The sequence below is a fragment of the Natronomonas amylolytica genome (assembly GCF_037031205.1).
GTDB lineage: Archaea > Halobacteriota > Halobacteria > Halobacteriales > Haloarculaceae > Natronomonas > Natronomonas amylolytica.
In genome coordinates this window covers 188,050-204,379 of sequence record NZ_JAYEZM010000004.1, presented here as the reverse complement: position 1 = coordinate 204,379, position 16,330 = coordinate 188,050, and the positions used below count along the sequence as shown (strand labels likewise).

21 protein-coding genes are annotated in these 16,330 nt (G+C 66.2%); 11 read left to right on the top strand and 10 right to left on the bottom strand.

Annotation, left to right across the window (positions count from 1 at the left end):
* The first annotated feature begins 176 nt into the window (after positions 1-176).
* Positions 177-1,808: a GMC family oxidoreductase gene (locus U5914_RS06725; RefSeq protein WP_336134990.1), complete on the top strand. Its 1,632-nt coding sequence runs from the start codon at positions 177-179 to the stop codon at positions 1,806-1,808.
* Between the two features lie 6 nt (positions 1,809-1,814).
* On the opposite strand, the gene U5914_RS06720 is transcribed toward U5914_RS06725, so the two are convergent.
* Positions 1,815-2,363 carry a KH domain-containing protein gene (locus tag U5914_RS06720; RefSeq protein ID WP_336134989.1) on the bottom strand — a complete coding sequence of 183 codons (549 nt, stop codon included), beginning with the start codon at positions 2,361-2,363 and terminating at the stop codon, positions 1,815-1,817.
* 111 nt (positions 2,364-2,474) lie between these two features.
* Between U5914_RS06720 and U5914_RS06715 the strand changes: the two genes are divergently transcribed.
* Positions 2,475-2,879, top strand: a complete 405-nt coding sequence (locus tag U5914_RS06715) for a DUF5518 domain-containing protein (protein ID WP_336134988.1) — start codon at positions 2,475-2,477, stop codon at positions 2,877-2,879.
* Here the strand turns inward: U5914_RS06715 and U5914_RS06710 are convergent.
* Both U5914_RS06710 and U5914_RS06705 read right to left on the bottom strand, forming a co-directional pair.
* Positions 2,874-3,368, bottom strand: coding sequence for a GNAT family N-acetyltransferase (locus U5914_RS06710; protein ID WP_336134987.1), 495 nt, complete (start codon positions 3,366-3,368; stop codon positions 2,874-2,876). The two genes, U5914_RS06715 and U5914_RS06710, sit on opposite strands and share 6 nt — an antisense overlap.
* Positions 3,365-3,877, bottom strand: coding sequence for a metallophosphoesterase (locus tag U5914_RS06705; protein ID WP_336134986.1), 513 nt, complete (start codon positions 3,875-3,877; stop codon positions 3,365-3,367). Before U5914_RS06705 ends, U5914_RS06710 begins: the two co-directional genes overlap by 4 nt.
* Positions 3,878-3,970: 93 nt before the next feature.
* Here U5914_RS06705 and U5914_RS06700 point away from each other — a divergent pair, with 93 nt between their 5' ends.
* Complete coding sequence (locus U5914_RS06700; protein ID WP_336134985.1) at positions 3,971-4,357, top strand: DUF2237 family protein; 387 nt, start codon at positions 3,971-3,973, stop codon at positions 4,355-4,357.
* Here the strand turns inward: U5914_RS06700 and rio1 are convergent.
* Positions 4,348-5,229, bottom strand: a complete 882-nt coding sequence (gene rio1 / locus U5914_RS06695; RefSeq protein ID WP_336134984.1) for a serine/threonine-protein kinase Rio1 — start codon at positions 5,227-5,229, stop codon at positions 4,348-4,350. The genes U5914_RS06700 and rio1 overlap by 10 nt on opposite strands.
* A gap of 50 nt (positions 5,230-5,279) precedes the next feature.
* Positions 5,280-5,573 (bottom strand): translation initiation factor eIF-1A, encoded by a 294-nt coding sequence (eif1A, locus tag U5914_RS06690; protein ID WP_332312850.1) that lies wholly within the window; start codon positions 5,571-5,573, stop codon positions 5,280-5,282.
* A gap of 260 nt (positions 5,574-5,833) precedes the next feature.
* Between eif1A and U5914_RS06685 the strand changes: the two genes are divergently transcribed.
* Complete coding sequence (locus U5914_RS06685) at positions 5,834-6,901, top strand: zinc-dependent alcohol dehydrogenase family protein (protein ID WP_336135225.1); 1,068 nt, start codon at positions 5,834-5,836, stop codon at positions 6,899-6,901.
* Positions 6,902-7,164: 263 nt separating this feature from the next.
* The gene (locus U5914_RS06680) at positions 7,165-7,374 is read left to right on the top strand and encodes a hypothetical protein (RefSeq protein WP_336134983.1); all 210 of its coding nucleotides are present in this window, start codon (positions 7,165-7,167) and stop codon (positions 7,372-7,374) included.
* On the opposite strand, the gene U5914_RS06675 is transcribed toward U5914_RS06680, so the two are convergent.
* Positions 7,371-7,595: a hypothetical protein gene (locus U5914_RS06675; RefSeq protein ID WP_336134982.1), complete on the bottom strand. Its 225-nt coding sequence runs from the start codon at positions 7,593-7,595 to the stop codon at positions 7,371-7,373. The two genes, U5914_RS06680 and U5914_RS06675, sit on opposite strands and share 4 nt — an antisense overlap.
* Before the next feature lie 93 nt (positions 7,596-7,688).
* Positions 7,689-9,668, bottom strand: a complete 1,980-nt coding sequence (locus U5914_RS06670) for a DUF460 domain-containing protein (protein WP_336134981.1) — start codon at positions 9,666-9,668, stop codon at positions 7,689-7,691.
* A 102-nt stretch (positions 9,669-9,770) separates the two neighbouring features.
* Between U5914_RS06670 and U5914_RS06665 the strand changes: the two genes are divergently transcribed.
* From U5914_RS06665 to ribB, 3 genes are all read left to right on the top strand, one after another.
* Positions 9,771-10,226: a MaoC family dehydratase gene (locus U5914_RS06665; RefSeq protein WP_336134980.1), complete on the top strand. Its 456-nt coding sequence runs from the start codon at positions 9,771-9,773 to the stop codon at positions 10,224-10,226.
* A 204-nt stretch (positions 10,227-10,430) separates the two neighbouring features.
* On the top strand, positions 10,431-11,132 hold the full coding sequence (locus U5914_RS06660) for a DUF120 domain-containing protein (RefSeq protein ID WP_336134979.1): 702 nt from the start codon (positions 10,431-10,433) through the stop codon (positions 11,130-11,132).
* The gene (gene ribB / locus U5914_RS06655; protein WP_336134978.1) at positions 11,116-11,841 is read left to right on the top strand and encodes a 3,4-dihydroxy-2-butanone-4-phosphate synthase; all 726 of its coding nucleotides are present in this window, start codon (positions 11,116-11,118) and stop codon (positions 11,839-11,841) included. The genes U5914_RS06660 and ribB overlap by 17 nt, the downstream gene beginning before the upstream one ends.
* Before the next feature lie 29 nt (positions 11,842-11,870).
* Here the strand turns inward: ribB and U5914_RS06650 are convergent, their stop codons facing one another.
* The 3 genes from U5914_RS06650 to U5914_RS06640 are packed head-to-tail and all read right to left on the bottom strand — an operon-like array spanning position 11,871 to position 13,886.
* Positions 11,871-12,593 carry an energy-coupling factor transporter transmembrane component T family protein gene (locus U5914_RS06650; protein ID WP_418766751.1) on the bottom strand — a complete coding sequence of 241 codons (723 nt, stop codon included), beginning with the start codon at positions 12,591-12,593 and terminating at the stop codon, positions 11,871-11,873.
* Between the two features lie 13 nt (positions 12,594-12,606).
* Positions 12,607-13,305 carry an energy-coupling factor ABC transporter ATP-binding protein gene (locus U5914_RS06645; protein ID WP_336134976.1) on the bottom strand — a complete coding sequence of 233 codons (699 nt, stop codon included), beginning with the start codon at positions 13,303-13,305 and terminating at the stop codon, positions 12,607-12,609.
* A complete protein-coding gene (locus U5914_RS06640; RefSeq protein WP_336134975.1) occupies positions 13,302-13,886 on the bottom strand; it encodes a biotin transporter BioY in 585 nt (194 codons plus the stop codon). The genes U5914_RS06645 and U5914_RS06640 overlap by 4 nt, the downstream gene beginning before the upstream one ends.
* A 96-nt stretch (positions 13,887-13,982) precedes the next feature.
* On the opposite strand from U5914_RS06640, the gene U5914_RS06635 reads away from it, so the two are divergent.
* The 3 genes from U5914_RS06635 (at position 13,983) to U5914_RS06625 (ending at position 16,303) form a co-directional block, all read left to right on the top strand.
* Positions 13,983-14,579 carry a conditioned medium-induced protein 4 gene (locus U5914_RS06635; protein ID WP_336134974.1) on the top strand — a complete coding sequence of 199 codons (597 nt, stop codon included), beginning with the start codon at positions 13,983-13,985 and terminating at the stop codon, positions 14,577-14,579.
* Positions 14,580-14,945: 366 nt separating this feature from the next.
* Positions 14,946-15,488, top strand: coding sequence for an orotate phosphoribosyltransferase (pyrE, locus tag U5914_RS06630; RefSeq protein WP_336134973.1), 543 nt, complete (start codon positions 14,946-14,948; stop codon positions 15,486-15,488).
* A 101-nt stretch (positions 15,489-15,589) separates the two neighbouring features.
* Positions 15,590-16,303: a phosphoribosyltransferase family protein gene (locus U5914_RS06625; protein WP_336134972.1), complete on the top strand. Its 714-nt coding sequence runs from the start codon at positions 15,590-15,592 to the stop codon at positions 16,301-16,303.
* Positions 16,304-16,330: the final 27 nt, after the last annotated feature.

The following is a 16,330-nucleotide window of genomic DNA, read 5'->3' as shown; positions in this document are numbered from 1 at the left end:
CTATATAAAGGTTGCTGAAACGGAAGCAGAAAACCACGGTACGGGGGCCGGACAGTCGTGTGAACATGTGACTAACAAGATTTATATATGTGATTGTGGCGGTTCGGGTGATGGCGGTCGTGCGGCGGTCTTCCGGCTTCCCACCGCTTATATAAATATCACGAGTGTGTGACCCTATGGCAACCAAGACAGCGGCCTACGATTACGTCGTCGTCGGCGCCGGGTCCGCGGGCTGTGTGCTTGCGGGTCGACTCAGCGAGCAACCGGATACCTCGGTCCTGTTTCTCGAAGCGGGCAAGCCCGACGAGAAACGTGAAATCTCGATTCCGGCCGCATTCTCGGAACTGTTCAAGACGGAGTACGACTGGGAGTACTACACCGAACCACAGTCGGCGATGAACGGCCGGGAACTCTACTGGCCCCGCGGGAAGACGCTGGGCGGTTCCAGTTCCATCAACGCGATGATTTACATCCGCGGACACGCCCGCGATTACGACGAGTGGGCCGCCCTCGGCAACGACGGCTGGGGCTACGAGGACGTCCTTCCCTATTTCAAGCGGAACGAGGACTTCCGTCCGGGCAAGAAAAGTTCCCTCCTCGGGCGGACCAAGGGTAGCAGGGCCGACGAGGAATACCACGGCACCGACGGCCCGCTGGCGGTGTCGAATCCCCAGTCGCCACACCCCCTTTCGGAGACGTTCGTCGAGGCGGCCGTCGAGGCCGGCTACGACCGCAACCCGGATTTCAACGGCGACACACAGGCCGGCGTCGGGACGTACCACCTCACACAGCGGGACGGCAAACGACACAGCGCCGCCGACGCGTATCTCGAGCCCGCGTTGGACCGACGGAACCTCACCGTCGAGACGGGCGCGCAGGCCACCGAAATCCGCTTCGACGGCGACCGGGCCACGGGCGTCGAGTTCCAGCAGGACGGCTCGGACCTCTATGCGGAGGCCACCGAGGAGGTCATCGTCTCCGCGGGCGCGGTCAACTCCCCGCAGTTGCTGCTGTTGTCGGGCATCGGCGACCCCGAGCACCTCGCCGAACACGATATCGAACCGACGGCGGAACTACCCGGCGTCGGCCGCAATCTTCAGGACCACCTCTTTTCGTTCGTGGTCTACGAGACGACCGAGTCCGAGACGCTCGACGATGCCGGCCGTGTTCGGGACCTCGCGAAGTTCTTCCTGCTCAAGCGGGGCCTGCTCACCTCCAACGTCGGCGAGGCCGGCGGCTTCGTCCGAACCGACCCCGACCTCGACGCGCCCGACCTGCAGTTCCACTTCGCGCCGGGCTACTTCATGAACCACGGCTTCGACAACCCCGCCGACGGCCACGGCCTCTCGCTCGGGGCCACACAGCTACGCCCCAAGAGCCGGGGTCGCATCTCCCTGCAGTCGGCCGACCCCTTCGACGACCCGGCCATCGACCCGAACTACCTCGACGCCGAGACGGACCTCGAGGTGCTGGTCGAGGGGGTCAAACGCGGCCGCGAAATCATGCAGGCCGACGCCTTCGACGAGGTCCGCGGCGAGGAGGTCTGGCCCGGCGAGGACGTCCGGACCGACGAGGAAATCGCCGAACACGTCCGGGAGACTGCCCACACGGTCTATCACCCCGTCGGGACGTGCAAGATGGGCGACGACGACATGGCCGTCGTCGACGACCGACTGCGCGTCCACGGCGTCGACGGCCTGCGGGTCGTCGATGCGTCGGTAATGCCGACGCTCACGGGCGGGAACACGAACGCGCCGACGATGATGATCGCAGAAAAGGTGGTCGATATGATCCGCGAGGACTGGTAGTCGGTTTCAGCCGGTCCGCTGGGTGTAGCTGATGTCGTTGGCTTTCATCTCGTTGTGGCGCCGTTCGAGGAACGAGTAGACCGCGCCGTGGGGCGCGCCGTCGAGGATCATCTCGGTGGCGCTGCGGACGGCGTCGATCTGTTCGGGCTTACCGATGGCACCCAGCGTCGACCCGTAGATGACGACGTCGGCACCGCTGAGTTCCTCCATCAGTTCGCGAGTTCGGCCGTCTTCACCGATGAGGCGGCCCTTCTTGCGGCGGAGGTCCTTTTTATTGCGAGTGGCGGCGTCGAGGTCGACCATCTCGAACATCTGCATGTCGTCTTCGAGCAGGCGCATCGCGTCCTCGGGGGCGAAGCCGCGACCGATGGCCTTGACGATGTCGGGGCCCTTCAGACCGAGGATGGGGTCGCCGACGGATTCGACCTTCACCGATCCCGTCTCGGAGTCGATATCCAGACGTACCTCGGCGCGCGATTCGATTTCGCGCATGGTCTCACCTCCCTCACCGATGAGCGCGCCGATACGGTCGCCAGGAATCGTGACGTGTTTCATACCCTTTCTTGGATATCCCCCCTTTTAAGCGTTCGCCGAACCGGACGTTGCCGTGTCACATCCTTTCGCCCCGTCGGTGCGTATATGGGGCGGCCGCGCGATTGGGACGATATGTCACGTCCGGATACGACGCCCCCTGAAACCCCCGCCGACGGCGCCGAGGCCGCCGACGAGCGCGCGCCGAACACGGCTCTCAACGGCGTCATCGGCGGCGTCATCGCCGTCGTCCTCTCGTTTATCCCCCTGTCGCCCATCCTCGGCGGCGCGGTGGCCGGCTACCTCGAAGGCGGCGAACAGCGCGATGGCCTCGTCGTCGGCGTGATAGCCGGCGTCGTCGCGCTGATTCCCCTCGTTCTCATCGGCATGGTCGCCGCCGTCCTCCTCATCGCGCCCGGCGGCGCCCGATTGCTCCCGCTTCTGGTCGTCTTCCTCGTTTTGACCGCCATCTATACGGTCGGGCTCGCGGCGCTCGGGGGCATCGTCGGCATCTACGTCAAAGACGAGTTCGACCTATAGCTCGTACTCGAACTCGTGTTCGGCGTGGAGTTCTCCCGCGACCTCGCCCTTTGCTTCGGTCCCGCGCTCGAAGCCCAGCGATTCGAAGAACTGCGTACCGACGGTGTTGTCCGAAAAGATGGCACACGCGATGCGGTCGACGCCCTGTTCGTCGGCCCACGCTTCGATTTCCTCGAACAGTGCCGGGCCGATGCCCTCGCCCCAGTGGTCGGGATGGACGTAGATGGTGTGTAACTCGACCTCGTCGGCCCACGTCTGCTCGGCGCTGGCGAAGCCGACCACCTCGTCGTCGCGTTCGGCGACGTAGAAGGCGATGTCCGCGTGGTCGACCGCGGCTTCCAGCAACTCGGCGTCGTAGTACTCGGTGAGGGCGCTCTCGATGGTCGACGGCGCGAGGAAGCCGCCGTAGGCGGCGTACCACGCGTCCCACGCCACGTCGCGAATCGCCTCGATATCGTCGCCGGTCGCCGGCCGTACCTCGATGCTCATACCGACTCCTCGACGCCGACGAACTCGACGGTGTCGCTATCGGTCTCGATGACGGCGACCGTTCGGTGCTCCTCGGGAATCGTCGGGAAGTGGCCGCCGGGGTTGATGACCGTCGTCCCGTCGACGGTCCGCTGTTCGCGAACGTGCCAGTGGCCGTGGACGACGTAGTCGTACTCCTCGGAGCCCGCAAGCGCCTCGATGACCGGCTTGTCCTCGCCGTGGAGGACGGCGAACTTTCGGCCGTCGAGTTTGAGTTCGGCGAAGCGGCCGTGCAACTCCCCGCCCTGCAGGTTCTCGAAGGCCGAAACCAACCCCTCGCGCTCGCCGTCGTTGTTCCCGCGGACGGCGTGGACGTCGATGCCCTCCCGTTCGAGATGCCGGACCGCCGGCGGCGCGACGAAGTCGCCGCAATGGATGACCGTCCCGACGCCACGGTCCGCGAAGATGTCCATCGCGTCCTGAATCGCTGGTACGTTGTCGTGGGTATCGGAGATGATGCCGACCTGCATGTTCGGGGATTCGACGCGCTCGGAAAAGAAATCTCGGGCACGGCCGGGGCCCACAGCGCCGGTGCTTTTGAGGCCGGCGTCCCTCTCGCCGCTATGCCCGAACGGAACGTCCTCGGCGAGCCGCTCCAGCCCTGCAGTACCGACCCGATGACCGGCTTCGAGCGCGACGGCAACTGCTCGTGTCACGACGCGGACCACGGTCGACACGAACTCTGTGCAATGATGACCGAGGACTTCCTGCAGTTCAGCAAACAGCAGGGCAACGACCTCGTGACGCCGCGACCGGAACTGGAGTTTCCGGGCCTCGAACCGGGCGACCGCTGGTGTCTCTGCGTCCCGCGGTGGGTCGAGACGCTTGAGGCGGTGCGGCGGCGACACATCCCCGAGACGACGGTCCCGCCGGTCATCCTCGAAGCGACGAACGAGGCCGTGCTGGATACCATCGAGTTAGAGACGCTGCAGGCTCACGCCTACGACTGAGTTTCGTCGAGGTCGGCGTTCGGGGTCGGGTCGGCCTCGGTCACGTAGTTGAGCAACTCCTCGTCGCTGACTTCGAGTCCCTGCCGGCGGAAGAAAGCGGCGACGTTGTGGCAGTCGCGTTCGAGGTACTCCCTGGAGTTGGGGTGGTGGACGGTGATGGCCTGTCCGAGGTCGAGAAAGGCGAGTTCGCTCTCGGTGACGACGATGTTGTACTCCGAGAGGTCACCGTGGATGAGACCGGCCGCATAGAGCCGTCGGGCGTACTCGCGGACGACCTCGTAGGCTGTCTGTGGATTCTCGACGTGGACCTCGTTGAGCCGCTGGGCGCGCTGGGTCTCACCGCCCAGATACTCCATCACCAGCACGTTGCGTTCGACGGCGAGGGGTTCGGGCACGCGAACGCCCGCCTTGCGCGCGCGTTCGAGGTTCGCGAACTCCTTTTTCGTCCACGCGACGACGACCTTCTTCTTGTCGGAGCCGATGCCCTCGAATCGGGGGTCGCCCTCCAGATACTCCCGCATCTGCTTGAAGTCGGAGGCGTTGATGCGGTAGACCTTGACCGCCACCTCGCCGTCCGGCGCGAGCGCGGTGTAGACGTTGGCTTCCTTACCCGTCGAGATGGGGCCACCGAAGGCGTCGATGTAGCCGTCCTGGACGAGTTTATAAAGCGCGCCGAGGGTGGCGTCGTCGAAGACCGACGCCTCGACTTTGAACTGCTCGGTGTTCTTGATGCGCTTGCGGAACTCGAGGAACTCGCGGTCCTGCTTGCGGGCGATGCGGTCGGCTTCCGTGTCGGCGACGTCGATCTCCTCCCACTCGTCGCCGGGGGCGCCCTCCTCGTCCGGTTCAAGCAGGCCGTACTCCTCGGTCATTATATAATAGGTAGATGCGCGGGACGGAAATCCCCACCGGTCGGGAGAACTTAGACGCTGTCTTGGATGTGGCCTTCCTCGCGCAACTGGTCGGCTTCCTGCTTTTCGTAGCGCCAGGTGATGTCGGCTTTCTCGTCTTGCCAGTCCCACGGCTCGACGAGGACGACGTCGTCCTCGCGGATCCAGACGCGTTTCTGCATCCGGCCCGGAATCCGGGCGGTCCGTTCTTTCCCGTCCATACAGCGGACTTTCACCCGGTTCGCACCGAGCATGTTCGTGACGACAGCGAATACCTCGTCGTCGTCAGGCATCCGGAGGTTCTTACGCCCCTCGTTGTCGCTCATACCTGACGGTTGGGTAGGAAGCCCTTTAACTTTAACAGGCTACGTTCCCGCCCTCGGACCGCGCGCGACCCGGCGCGGACGCGCTCGTGGCTACGTTCCCCGAAGAATATGGCCCGTTCTCCCGCCGACCCGATTTCGATACATAACCTCGCGGCCTGCCAACTGCGGGGCATTCATATGCGGTGACAAGGGTTAAATCGGTGGCAGGGTAGTGTACGTCCGTCATGAGCAAAGCCGACACGGAGCAAGACGCGGACACGATGCGAGCGGTCGTCTTCGAGGAAGCCGGCGAGATGATGGAGGTAGAGGAGGTCGAACGCCCCGAACCCGACGAAGACGGCATCGTCGTCGAGACTGAAGCCTGCGGCGTCTGCCGGTCGGACTGGCACGCGTGGCAGGGCGACTGGGACTGGGTCGGCGTCATGCCCACCCCCGGCCTCATCTTCGGCCACGAACCCGTCGGCATCGTCAAGGAGGTCGGCGAGGACGTCGAGAACTTCAGCGTCGGCGACCGGGTCTGTGTGCCCTTCAACCTCAGCGACGGCACCTGCCGCTACTGCAAACAGGGCCGCGCCAACATCTGTGAGCGGGTCGTCCCGCTCGGGTTCGTCTCCTTCCAGCCCGGCGCCTTCGCCGAGGAGTTCCCCGTCCGCAACGCCGACCACAACGTCATCAAACTCCCCGACGGCGTTGACCCCGTCGACGTCGCCGGCCTCGGCTGTCGCTTCGCGACGGCCTTCCACGGCCTCGTCCACCGCGTCGACGTCACCGCCGGCGACTGGGTCGCCGTCCACGGTTGTGGCGGCGTCGGCCTCTCGGCGGTCCACATCGCCGACGCCCTCGGCGCCAACGTCATCGCCATCGACCTCGACGACGACAAACTCAGCAAGGCCGAGGAGTTGGGCGCCGACGAGACGGTCAACGTCACCGAGGTTCAGGACGTTCCGCAGGCCGTCAAGGGCTACACCCCGAGCAGTCGCGGCGTCGAGGTCAGCGTCGACGCCCTCGGCGTCGCCGAGACGTGTCGCAACTCCGTCAACTCACTCGGGAAGGGCGGCCAGAACCTCCAGATCGGCCTCACCACCAGCGAGGAGGAGGGCGAGGTCTCCCTGCCGGTCGACACCATCGTCATGGACGAACGGGAGTTCATCGGCTCGTTCGGCATGCCGCCCCACGAATACGAGGAAATCTTCTCGATGATGGAACAGGGCAAGATCGACCCCGGCAAAATCGTCTCGAAGACCGTCTCGCTGGACGAGGTCCCCGAGACCATCGCCTCGATGGGCGACTTCGAGACGGTCGGGATTCCGGTCTGCGACGAGTTCTAACAGCCACGAACTTTTTGCACGGGTCGGCTTCGCCGACCCGGCAAAAACTTCGATGAAAAAGACACTTCGACCCTCCCTCTGGTCGGGTCTCGGTCCCGCGCCTCGCTGACGCTCGGCGCGGCGGAACCGCTCGCGCCCTGCGGGCGCTCGCGGATGCTATCTCTGGCACTTCTCCTCCCAGCGCGTAGCGCCGGCTGCTTGTCCCGTTCGCGTAGCAACTGCCGACCGCGCCTTTTTAATTCCCGCTCGGAAAACCCTCGGGTATGGACATCGAGTTTGTACGGAAGGCGGTCGGGGACATGGGCGTCGTCGGCCTGCTATTGGTCGCCGTCGGTACCGTCGTGTTCGGTCGAAAGAGCCTCCGGGAGGGTTTCGGCGCGCTCGCTATCGGGTCGGGGGCCGTCCTTGTCATCTTCGGCCTGTTCGGACAGTTCCTGAAAGAGATGGGAATGGAGTTTTCGGACCTGACCTAATCGCGCTGCCAGATGTAGACCGCCAACGTGAGCAGGCCGCCGAAGAGGGTCAGATACGTCAGGGCGCCGACCGCCACCGCCCACAGAGCAGCGTTTTCCTCGCCGCGACGCTCGGCGTCGTTGTACACCCAGTAGGCGAGACCGAACGGAATTATCAGGAAGATGACACCGAGTATCAGCAACTCCGGACCGCCTGGAATGGCGAACTGTAACGGGAACATCGGCCCGAAATTCGACGCCGAGGTATATAAAGGTCGGCTGGTTGGCGCTTCGGTGCTGCTCGGCCGTCTATCGCTCGGTCGGGTTCGCGACGGTCAGCCGTGTTCGGGGTCGCGAGCGCGGTGTTCGCTGATGAGCTGGTCGAGTTGCTCGGATTTTTCCTCCTTGCGGCGCTCCTCGGCGCGGGCCTCCCAGTCGTCGATGACGGCCTCGACGTCGCCTTCCTCGGCGACGGCGAGTTCGTCGATTTCCTGGATGTCGACGCCCTCGGCGGGGCCGACCGGAACCTCGTGGTCGAAGAGCACCTCGTCGGCCTGCTCGGAGAGGCCCCCCTCGCGGAGGACTACCCGGGGCTCCCGCTCGGCGAGCAGTTGGGCGGTCGTACGGCCGGCGCCGCTGGCGTCCCGGAGGTAGACCACGTCGCCGGGTGCGATGCCGTATTCCGCGTCGGCCGTCTCGATGGCGTCCTTGGTGAACTGCTCGATGGGCTTGACCGGAACGAGGCCCTCCTTCGCTTCGGAGACCTCGGCGAAGTTCGAGTGGTCGATTTTCCACAGTTCCTTGAGGCGTTCGAGTTTGCCGTCGAGTTCCTCGTTGGCCTGCTCGGCTTCGGCGAGTTCGCGCTTGAGGCGTTCGTTCTCGCGTTCGAGTCGGGTCACCTCTCGGCGCTCGCGGGCCTCCTTGCGCTCCTCGCGTTTGGCCGCCGAGAGTTCGGCTTCGAGGTCGTCGACGCGGTCGTCCTTGCTCGCGATGGTGTCCTTGAGGTCATCGACGTGACCCTCCAGCCGGTCGATGCGGGCCTGCAGGCGCTTGATCTCCTTCTCATCGTCGGTCAATTCGCGGGGGTCGTGTTCGGTCGTCTCCTCGTCGGTCTCGCCGTCCTCGGAGAGGTCCTCGAGGACGGTCTCGACGCTTTCCTCGCCGGCGACGACGCGGGCGATGACCTCCCCGCGGTCGAACTGCGGCGGCGTCTTGGCGGTGATGCGCTCGAACTGGTCCTCGTGGCCGTCGAAAGAGAAGAGGGCGGCCGCAAGCGCGTCCCGCTGGTGGTCGTTGTCGTAGCTCTCCTTGCGCGTGCGATGGAGTTTCTCGTCGACCGGCAGGTCCCGTTCGGGAATCCAGCCGGCGGCGTCGAAACTCCGGCGTATCTTCTCGACGGTTTCGGGCATCGGTTCGACGTCGGCGGCGACGACGACCGGCCGGCCGTGTTCGATGATCCACTCGATGACCTCGGCGGTGTCGCTGGTGCGACTCGACCACACGTCGAGGGTCTTGCCGTCCAAATCGAGCAGGGCGACCGCGGTCGTCGTCCCGGGGTCGATACCGACGACGACGTGGTCCTGTCGCTGAGCGAGCGGGCGGTATTCGATGCCGTCCCGGCGCTCTCGTTCGATTTCGATGCGTGTATCGCCGGACCGTCGGGCGGAGACGGGAATCTCGGAGGGCTTGGCTTCGACCTCGAAAACTGCCCGGGAGTAGCCGCCGTACTTCTCGGTAACCTCTTTCTCGTAGTCGAGGGCGGCTTCGTCGAGTTTCGACTCGACGTCGCGGGTGGTCGTCTTGACCGAGCCGTGAATCCGACGGGTAAAGCGGTCCTCGCTCCAGCCGCCCCCGCCGCCCGTCGAGCGCCCCCGCGCGACCTTGATTTCGGTCGTGTTCGTGAACGCCGACACCTCGTAGCCGACGTTGTGGGCGGCGAGGCGGGCGGCGGCCTCGGCCTCCTGCATCGGCTTCTTGCCGTAGGGGACGCCGTGGCGGGAGGCGACCCGTGAGAGGGGTTCGGGTCGCTCGTCGCCGGTCACCTGCACGAGTTTGGTCTCGGTCGGCAACTCACGGAGGAAGCCGACGAGCGCGCCCTTGTCCTCGGCGAGTTCGTAGGTGTTGTCCGTCGCGACGATGGCCGGCTCCTCGTCGTCGATGCGTCGCAGGAGCTTCCGGTGGGAGACCACGTCGCGGTCGAGCGACTCCCCGTCGTAGGTGACGAGAGCATAGGAGGGCGAATCCCCCCGAACGTCGCCGCTCTGGATGTCGACCCCGAAGATGCGGGAATCGAGGGCACTCGTTCGCGTACTCACACCCCCGGGTAGGGAGTGGGTCGGTATAAACTCCGTGCCGGGGGCCGCGTGCGGGTTTCCGGGGCAGGCGGCTTTTTATCACCGGGCGTCGAGGCTCCGTCAATGGCACGCTATTTCGAGGACGCCGAGGTCGGCGAGGTCTACGCACTCGACGACCGCTACGAGGTGGCCGAGGAGGAAATCAAGGAGTTCGCCGAGAAGTACGACCCACAGCCGTTCCACCTCGACAACGAGGCGGCCAAGGAGTCGATATTCGGCTCGCTGGCGGCGTCGGGGTGGCACACCGCTTCCATCTGTATGCGCCTCGTGGTCGACGGTTTCCTCGACGAGGAGACGTCGATGGGCGCCCGCGGCGTCGACGAACTCCGGTGGAAACAGCCGGTCTATCCCGGCGACACGCTCCGCGTCGAGGTCGAGGTTCTCGAAAAGCGCCCCTCCGAGAGCAACCCGGGGATGGGCCACGTCCGGACGAAGGTGACCGGCTACAATCAGGACGACGAAGCGGTCATCGAGTGGAAGGCCCTCGGGATGGTCCGGCGTCGGAACGCCGAGGAGTAGCCGGCGGGGCCCGGTTGGACCCCGATTCCGGGAGCCATCGCGTCAGTGGTCGCCCCCACTCTGATGGTGTCGCCCGAACCGACGCCTTCTTGGGGTCGACGTACGAAATCCGGTTACTGCTCGCCGTTCGCGCCCTTCTATTCCAATTCTGTGATGATTTCCACATTCGTTACGCTTATGCGAGGAACCCACGTAGCCACAGGTATGTCACAGTCAACCGGGCGCGTCGGATACGACGAGTTGGCGACGCTGAAGCTCGTCGCCCTCGACGGCGCGCTCGAGGGCCGGGTCACGGTGACGTGTGCGACGCTTGCCGACCGGCTCGATGCCTCGAACCAGACCGCCTCTCGGCGCCTCCAGCAGCTCGAAGACGCCGACCTCCTCGAACGCGAGATGGCCGGTGACGGCCAGCGCGTCGCCGTCACCGAAGCGGGCGAGCGCGCCCTCCAGCGGGAGTACGCCGACTACCGCCGCCTCTTCGAGGGCGACGCCGACGTCGAACTCGCCGGCGTCGTCACCAGCGGCATGGGTGAGGGACGCCACTACATCTCGCTTTCGGGCTACATGGAGCAGTTCCGCGACCGCCTCGGCTACGAACCCTTCCCCGGCACGCTCAACGTCGACCTGGACGACGACAGCGTCCGCGCCCGCGCCCGGATGGACGCGCTGGACCCCGTCGGCATCGACGGCTGGGAGGACGACGAACGCACCTACGGGCCCGCCTTCTGCTGGCCCGCCACAGTGGAGACGGTCGACGGCCGACGGTACGAAGAAGCCCACGTCATCGCGCCCGAACGCACCCATCACGGTGAGGACCAACTCGAAATCATCGCCCCCGACAAACTCCGCGAGGAACTGGGCCTCGAAGACGACGACCACGTCACTATCCATGTCTCAGAGCAGTAACACCCCACAGCCGAAACGCGGCGTCGACGACGCTATCGCCGCCTTCGCGGCCGGCCGGCCCGTCCTCATCCACGACGCCGCCGACCGCGAGGGCGAGGTCGACCTCGTCTACCCCGCCGCATCCGTCGACACCGACGCCGTCGCCCGCATGCGCAACGACGCGGGCGGCCTCGTCTGCGTCGCGCTGGCCGACGACGTCTGCGAGCGCTGGGAGTTGCCTTTCGTGCAGGAGGTCATCGACCACCCCGCCGGCGCCTCCCACGAACTCGGCTACGACGAACGGTCGTCGTTCTCGCTGACGGTCAACCACCGCGACACCTTCACCGGCATCACCGACGAGGACCGCGCGCTCACCATCTCGAAACTCGGCGAAGCAGCCGCGAGCGTCCGCCGAGCGACCGAAGTTGCCGGTGACGCCGCCGAGGATGCCATCGCCCCCGACGCCGACGCCTTCGCCCAGCAGTTCCGCGCGCCGGGCCACGTCCACCTCCTCCGTGCGGCCCCGGACCTGCTTGACGACCGGAAGGGCCACACCGAACTCGGCCTCGTCCTCGCGGCGGCGGCCGACGTCGAACCCGCCGTCGTCGTCTGTGAGATGATGGACGACGAATCCGGCGGCGCGCTCTCGCCCGCGGCGGCCCGCACCTACGCGGACCGCCACGGCCTCCCCTACGTCGAGGGCAGCGAACTCATCGCCCGACTCGGATAACCCGTCGCGGTTTCACGGTCTTTCTCGTCTCACACCGGCAGGAACGGCAGCAACGCGACCGCCAGCAATGCGACCGTCAAAATCAGTGCCGGCACGTCCAGCCGCGAGAACCGGAGTTCCGGTAAGGTCGGGTTCCACGAGAAACACCGGGCCTGCAGGGCGAGCGCGAAGGTATCGGCCCGCTCAAAGGCCCGGTTGAACGCGGCGACGACGATGTTCCGGGCCCGCTCCGAGAAGGACCGCTCCGTGCCGAGGCGGGCGCGGTGGGCGTCCCGAATCCGCCCGAGGTCGGCCCGGAGGACGGGCAGAAACCGGAAGACGAAGGAGACGCCCATCCCGAGGAACTGCCCGGGTTTGCCGGGGACGGCCCACTGGATTGCCGCGCGGGACTCGCGGACGGGCGTCGTCCGGACGTAGGCGGCCGCCACCAGCAACACGAGCAACACGCGATACCCGGCGAGTGCGGGCGCGACCGCGTTCTCGACGACGAACCACGGGGAGCCCCACGTCACGCCGTCGAGGACGGGCGCCGCCAGCAGGAACGGGAAGACGAACCGATACTCCCAGAGGACGCGATGCGGCGCGGTTCGGGCGACGGCCAGGATTCCGAGCGTGAGAACCGTTAGCACTGCCAATCCTCGTGGGGTCGTGTAGACGAAGGCGGCGACGGCGAAGGCTACCTGCACCGCGAGTTTCGACCGCGGGTCGAGACGATGGGCCGGCGAGGTGCCCGGTTCGTAGCTTAGCACGATTGCACCTCCGCGGTCAACACGGTCGGATATCCGCATCTTCCAGACACTTTCGGGCGTTTTCGGGCGATTCGTCGAAGGCGATACGGCCGTCGGCGAGGGCGACAACGCGGTCGGCCCGCGAAAGCAGGTCCCGGAGGTCGTGGGTGACGACGACGATGCTGGTCCCGCTCGCGGAGAGTTCGTCCAGCCGTTCGAGGACCGCCTTCTGGGCCGGCCAGTCCAGTCCCGTAAAGGGTTCGTCGAGGACGAGGTGGTCGGGGTCCATCGCCAAGGTGCCGGCGATGGCGACCCGGGCCTGCTCGCCGCCAGAGAGCTGGTCGATGCGAGCAGTGCGCTGGTCGGCCATATCCACCGCTTCGAGCGCGGCGTCGACCCGCGATTCGATTTCCTCGCGCGGGTGGCCGAGGTTCTCGGGGCCGAACGCGACGTCCTCGGCGACGGTGGCAGCGACGAAGCAGTCGCGGGGGTTCTGGAACACCATCCCGACGGTCGTCCGCGCGAGGACGGGGTCGTCCTCGACGGATTCGCCGTCGATGCGGACCTCACCCTCGTCGGGTGAGAGCAGGCCGTTGAAATGCCGGACCAGCGTCGTCTTGCCGGAGCCGTTCGCCCCCGCGAGGACGACGAACTCGCCGTCGTCGATGCGCAGGGAAACATCGTCGAGAGCGACCGCGTCGCCGTAGCGGTACGTCAGGCCTTCGGCGGCTATCATTCGGCGCGGATGGCGTTACTGCGGACGAGGCCGATGGCCGCGGCCATCTTGGCCGCCTCGGCCGGAACGAAGACGACGGCGCCGCTGACGATGGCCGTCGTGACCGTCATATCGAGGTTCCACCACATGAAGGGAACGCCGATACCGTAGATGACCAGCGTGCCCGCGGCCATGCCACCGACCAGTCGGGGGACGGAACTCTCCGCGAGCGAGCGGAACTCGAAGCCACCGTGGGCGACGTAGCCGACGGCCGCGGCCGCCAGCGGGTACGAAAAGATGTAGCCGCCGGTCGGCCCGACCAGCACGCCGAGGCCGGCCGACCCCTGTGCAAAGACGGGTGCGCCGAGGGCGCCCGCGACCAGATACAGCACCAGTGCGGCGGCGCCCCACACCGGACCCAACAGGAGGCCCGCGAGGAAGACGCCGAGGACCTGCAGCGTCACGGGTGCCGGCGACAGCGGGTACGGAATCGCCACGTACGCGAACGCACCGATGAGCGCCGCGAAGACTGCCGCCTGTGCCACGTTCCGTGCCACCTCGTCACCGACGAGGTCGACGTCGGCTGTCGAAGTCCGTGTCATACCCGACGATTCTGGTCAACCGACTTGGTAGTGTCGGTTAACGGCAAATTCGGCGAAGGGTTTTATATAGGAACCGCATACAAATTTTCGCTCACAATGGACGAAAAAACCGAGGAGCTTCGGGAACTGTTCGTCGAGGTCACGGACGAGGAGACCGTGACCGAACGGCAGGCCGAGCCCCGCGGCTCCATCGCCGATGACGACCCCGACCACGAGCGTCTCGGCGACATCGTCTCGCGGATGCGCGAGGCGTTCGACTTCGACACCTCGCTGTCTGACGCGGAACTCGTGACCGTCGTCGAGGGGTTCTACGGTGGGGACTCGGATACGAAAATCGCCGAGGAACTCGACGTCTCCCGAAAGACCGTCCGTCGCGCCCGACTGGACCTCCATCTGGTTCGCGAACAGGACGCCGACGCCCCCTTCGACCTCGCCGACCTCCGTGGGCTCCTCCATGACGACGCCTCCACGAGCGATATCGCCGAGGAACTCGACGTTTCGCCCTCCACGGTCCGCCGCTATCGACGCGTCGTCCGCGCCCGCGAGGAGGCCCGCCGCGTCAGCGACCGCTTCCGCAGCGAGTTCGAGGACGTCTTCACCGAAGCCGACCTGACGGCTCGGCTGACGACCGACATCACCGAGGACGGCCTCGAAGACGCCACCGATGGGATGGAGACGAACGTTTCCTTCTAGCCACTTTTTGCACGCTCGGCGCGGCTTCGCCGCGCCTCGCGGTCATCAGATTCCTGCGGAATCTGATGGGCAATCAGACCGCTATGCGGTCTGATGACGGCAAAAACGTGGTGAAAATATGCGCGCCTCCCTCCAGCCGCTCAGCCTCCCTGCGGTCGGCTGAGCGTTAGTCAGTCGGCGCTACGCTGGCTCGGCCTTCGGCATCGCCAGCGGGAACCGCCTCGGGGGCGACCTTCGGACGCCCCCGAGGCGGATGCTTCCCATCGAGTGTTAGGATGTCATCGCGGAGCCGGGTCGGCTTATAAATAGTCGCGTCCGCCCGCCGAATTCCACGCCGCTTTTTACCCGGTGCCGCCAGTTGCCGGTATGGCCAACCAGCAACTCATCGACGCGCTCCGCGACGCGGATGCCGTCAAGTTCGGGGAGTTCGAACTCTCCCACGGCGGGACCTCGGAGTACTACGTCGACAAGTACGTCTTCGAGACCGACCCCGACTGTCTGGAGCAGATCGCCGAGGCCTTCGCCGAGCGACTCGCCGACCTCGGTGCTGGTGACACCAAACTCGCCGGCGTCGCGCTGGGCGCCGTCCCGCTCGTGGCCGCGACGGCCGTCGAGACGGCCACCCCCTACGTCATCGTCCGCAAGAAGGCAAAGGAGTACGGCACGGGCAACCAGATAGAGGGCGACTTCGCCGAGGGCGAGGAGGTCGTCGTCCTCGAAGACATCGCCACGACGGGCCAAAGCGCCATCGACGCCGTCGAGGCCCTGCGGGACGCCGGCGCCGTCGTCGACCGCGTGCTGGTCGTCGTCGACCGCGAGGAGGGCGCCCGCGAGAACCTCGCGGAACACGACATCGAACTCGACGCGCTCGTGACCGCCTCCGAGTTGCTGGCCGACGCCGACCGATAGTAGTCGGCCGGCCCCACTCGCCGCGTCTATCCATTTCTCTGCCTACATTTGCGAAATTCCACACCGAAGTATTCATACACGTGCGGGGACGGCGTCTATTTATGAACCGCTCGGAGAAGGCAGCCCTCCAGTTGCGCGCCGTCGACGTGTTGCGGACGCTCAAGGAGACGCGCACCTACGAGGAGCTCGCTGCGGAGACGGGCCTGCCGGCCGGCGACCTCAACCGCTACGTCAACGGCCACGTCCTGCCCAGCGAAGCGCGCGCCCGGGAGGTCGTCGAGGGAGTCGGCGAGACGCTGCTCGCCGAGGAACTCGACGCCCGCATCGCCGTCGACGAGGAGGGCTACGTCGATAACTCACGGGTCGTCTTCGACCAGTCGTTCCTGTCGCTCGTCCCGCCGGTCGCCGCGGAGGAACTCGGCATCGACCCGCCCGATGTCGTGTTGACCGCCGCGACCGACGGCATCACGCTGGCCGCGGCGATGGCCCGGTATTTCGGTGCCCGGTGTGCCTACGCCAAGAAGTCCCGCGAGACGGCCGTCGAGGAGTTCATCGAGGCCCGCCAGCGGCTCTCCTCGGGCATCGAAATCGACTACTACCTCCCCGCCAACGCCATCGAGGCCGGCGAGTCGGTGCTGGTCGTCGACGACCTCATCCGGTCGGGCGAGACACAGGAACTCCTCTTGGATATCGCCAAATCCGCCGACACCGAGGTCGCCGGCGTCTTCGCGCTCATCGCCGTCGGCGACGAGGGAATCGACCGCGCGAAGCGCCACACCGACGCCCCCGTCGGCGCGCTCGTCGAACTGGATTGACCCGCTCGGCGGCCGCCAGTCGGCCGT

What these genes read in the sequence shown, in the direction of transcription:
- rio1 (WP_336134984.1), bottom strand. Translation starts at nt 5,229, where the DNA reads ATGACCGAGGAGTACGGCCTGCTTGAACCGGACGAGGAGGGCGCCCCC.
- U5914_RS06640 (WP_336134975.1), bottom strand. Translation starts at nt 13,886, where the DNA reads ATGACACGGACTTCGACAGCCGACGTCGACCTCGTCGGTGACGAGGTG.
- ribB (WP_336134978.1), top strand. Translation starts at nt 11,116, where the DNA reads ATGTCTCAGAGCAGTAACACCCCACAGCCGAAACGCGGCGTCGACGAC.
- U5914_RS06710 (WP_336134987.1), bottom strand. Translation starts at nt 3,368, where the DNA reads ATGAGCATCGAGGTACGGCCGGCGACCGGCGACGATATCGAGGCGATT.
- U5914_RS06635 (WP_336134974.1), top strand. Translation starts at nt 13,983, where the DNA reads ATGGACGAAAAAACCGAGGAGCTTCGGGAACTGTTCGTCGAGGTCACG.
- U5914_RS06645 (WP_336134976.1), bottom strand. Translation starts at nt 13,305, where the DNA reads ATGATAGCCGCCGAAGGCCTGACGTACCGCTACGGCGACGCGGTCGCT.
- pyrE (WP_336134973.1), top strand. Translation starts at nt 14,946, where the DNA reads ATGGCCAACCAGCAACTCATCGACGCGCTCCGCGACGCGGATGCCGTC.
- U5914_RS06680 (WP_336134983.1), top strand. Translation starts at nt 7,165, where the DNA reads ATGGACATCGAGTTTGTACGGAAGGCGGTCGGGGACATGGGCGTCGTC.
- eif1A (WP_332312850.1), bottom strand. Translation starts at nt 5,573, where the DNA reads ATGAGCGACAACGAGGGGCGTAAGAACCTCCGGATGCCTGACGACGAC.
- U5914_RS06685 (WP_336135225.1), top strand. Translation starts at nt 5,834, where the DNA reads ATGCGAGCGGTCGTCTTCGAGGAAGCCGGCGAGATGATGGAGGTAGAG.
- U5914_RS06665 (WP_336134980.1), top strand. Translation starts at nt 9,771, where the DNA reads ATGGCACGCTATTTCGAGGACGCCGAGGTCGGCGAGGTCTACGCACTC.
- U5914_RS06625 (WP_336134972.1), top strand. Translation starts at nt 15,590, where the DNA reads ATGAACCGCTCGGAGAAGGCAGCCCTCCAGTTGCGCGCCGTCGACGTG.
- U5914_RS06700 (WP_336134985.1), top strand. Translation starts at nt 3,971, where the DNA reads ATGCCCGAACGGAACGTCCTCGGCGAGCCGCTCCAGCCCTGCAGTACC.
- U5914_RS06725 (WP_336134990.1), top strand. Translation starts at nt 177, where the DNA reads ATGGCAACCAAGACAGCGGCCTACGATTACGTCGTCGTCGGCGCCGGG.
- U5914_RS06675 (WP_336134982.1), bottom strand. Translation starts at nt 7,595, where the DNA reads ATGTTCCCGTTACAGTTCGCCATTCCAGGCGGTCCGGAGTTGCTGATA.
- U5914_RS06660 (WP_336134979.1), top strand. Translation starts at nt 10,431, where the DNA reads ATGTCACAGTCAACCGGGCGCGTCGGATACGACGAGTTGGCGACGCTG.
- U5914_RS06720 (WP_336134989.1), bottom strand. Translation starts at nt 2,363, where the DNA reads ATGAAACACGTCACGATTCCTGGCGACCGTATCGGCGCGCTCATCGGT.
- U5914_RS06705 (WP_336134986.1), bottom strand. Translation starts at nt 3,877, where the DNA reads ATGCAGGTCGGCATCATCTCCGATACCCACGACAACGTACCAGCGATT.
- U5914_RS06715 (WP_336134988.1), top strand. Translation starts at nt 2,475, where the DNA reads ATGTCACGTCCGGATACGACGCCCCCTGAAACCCCCGCCGACGGCGCC.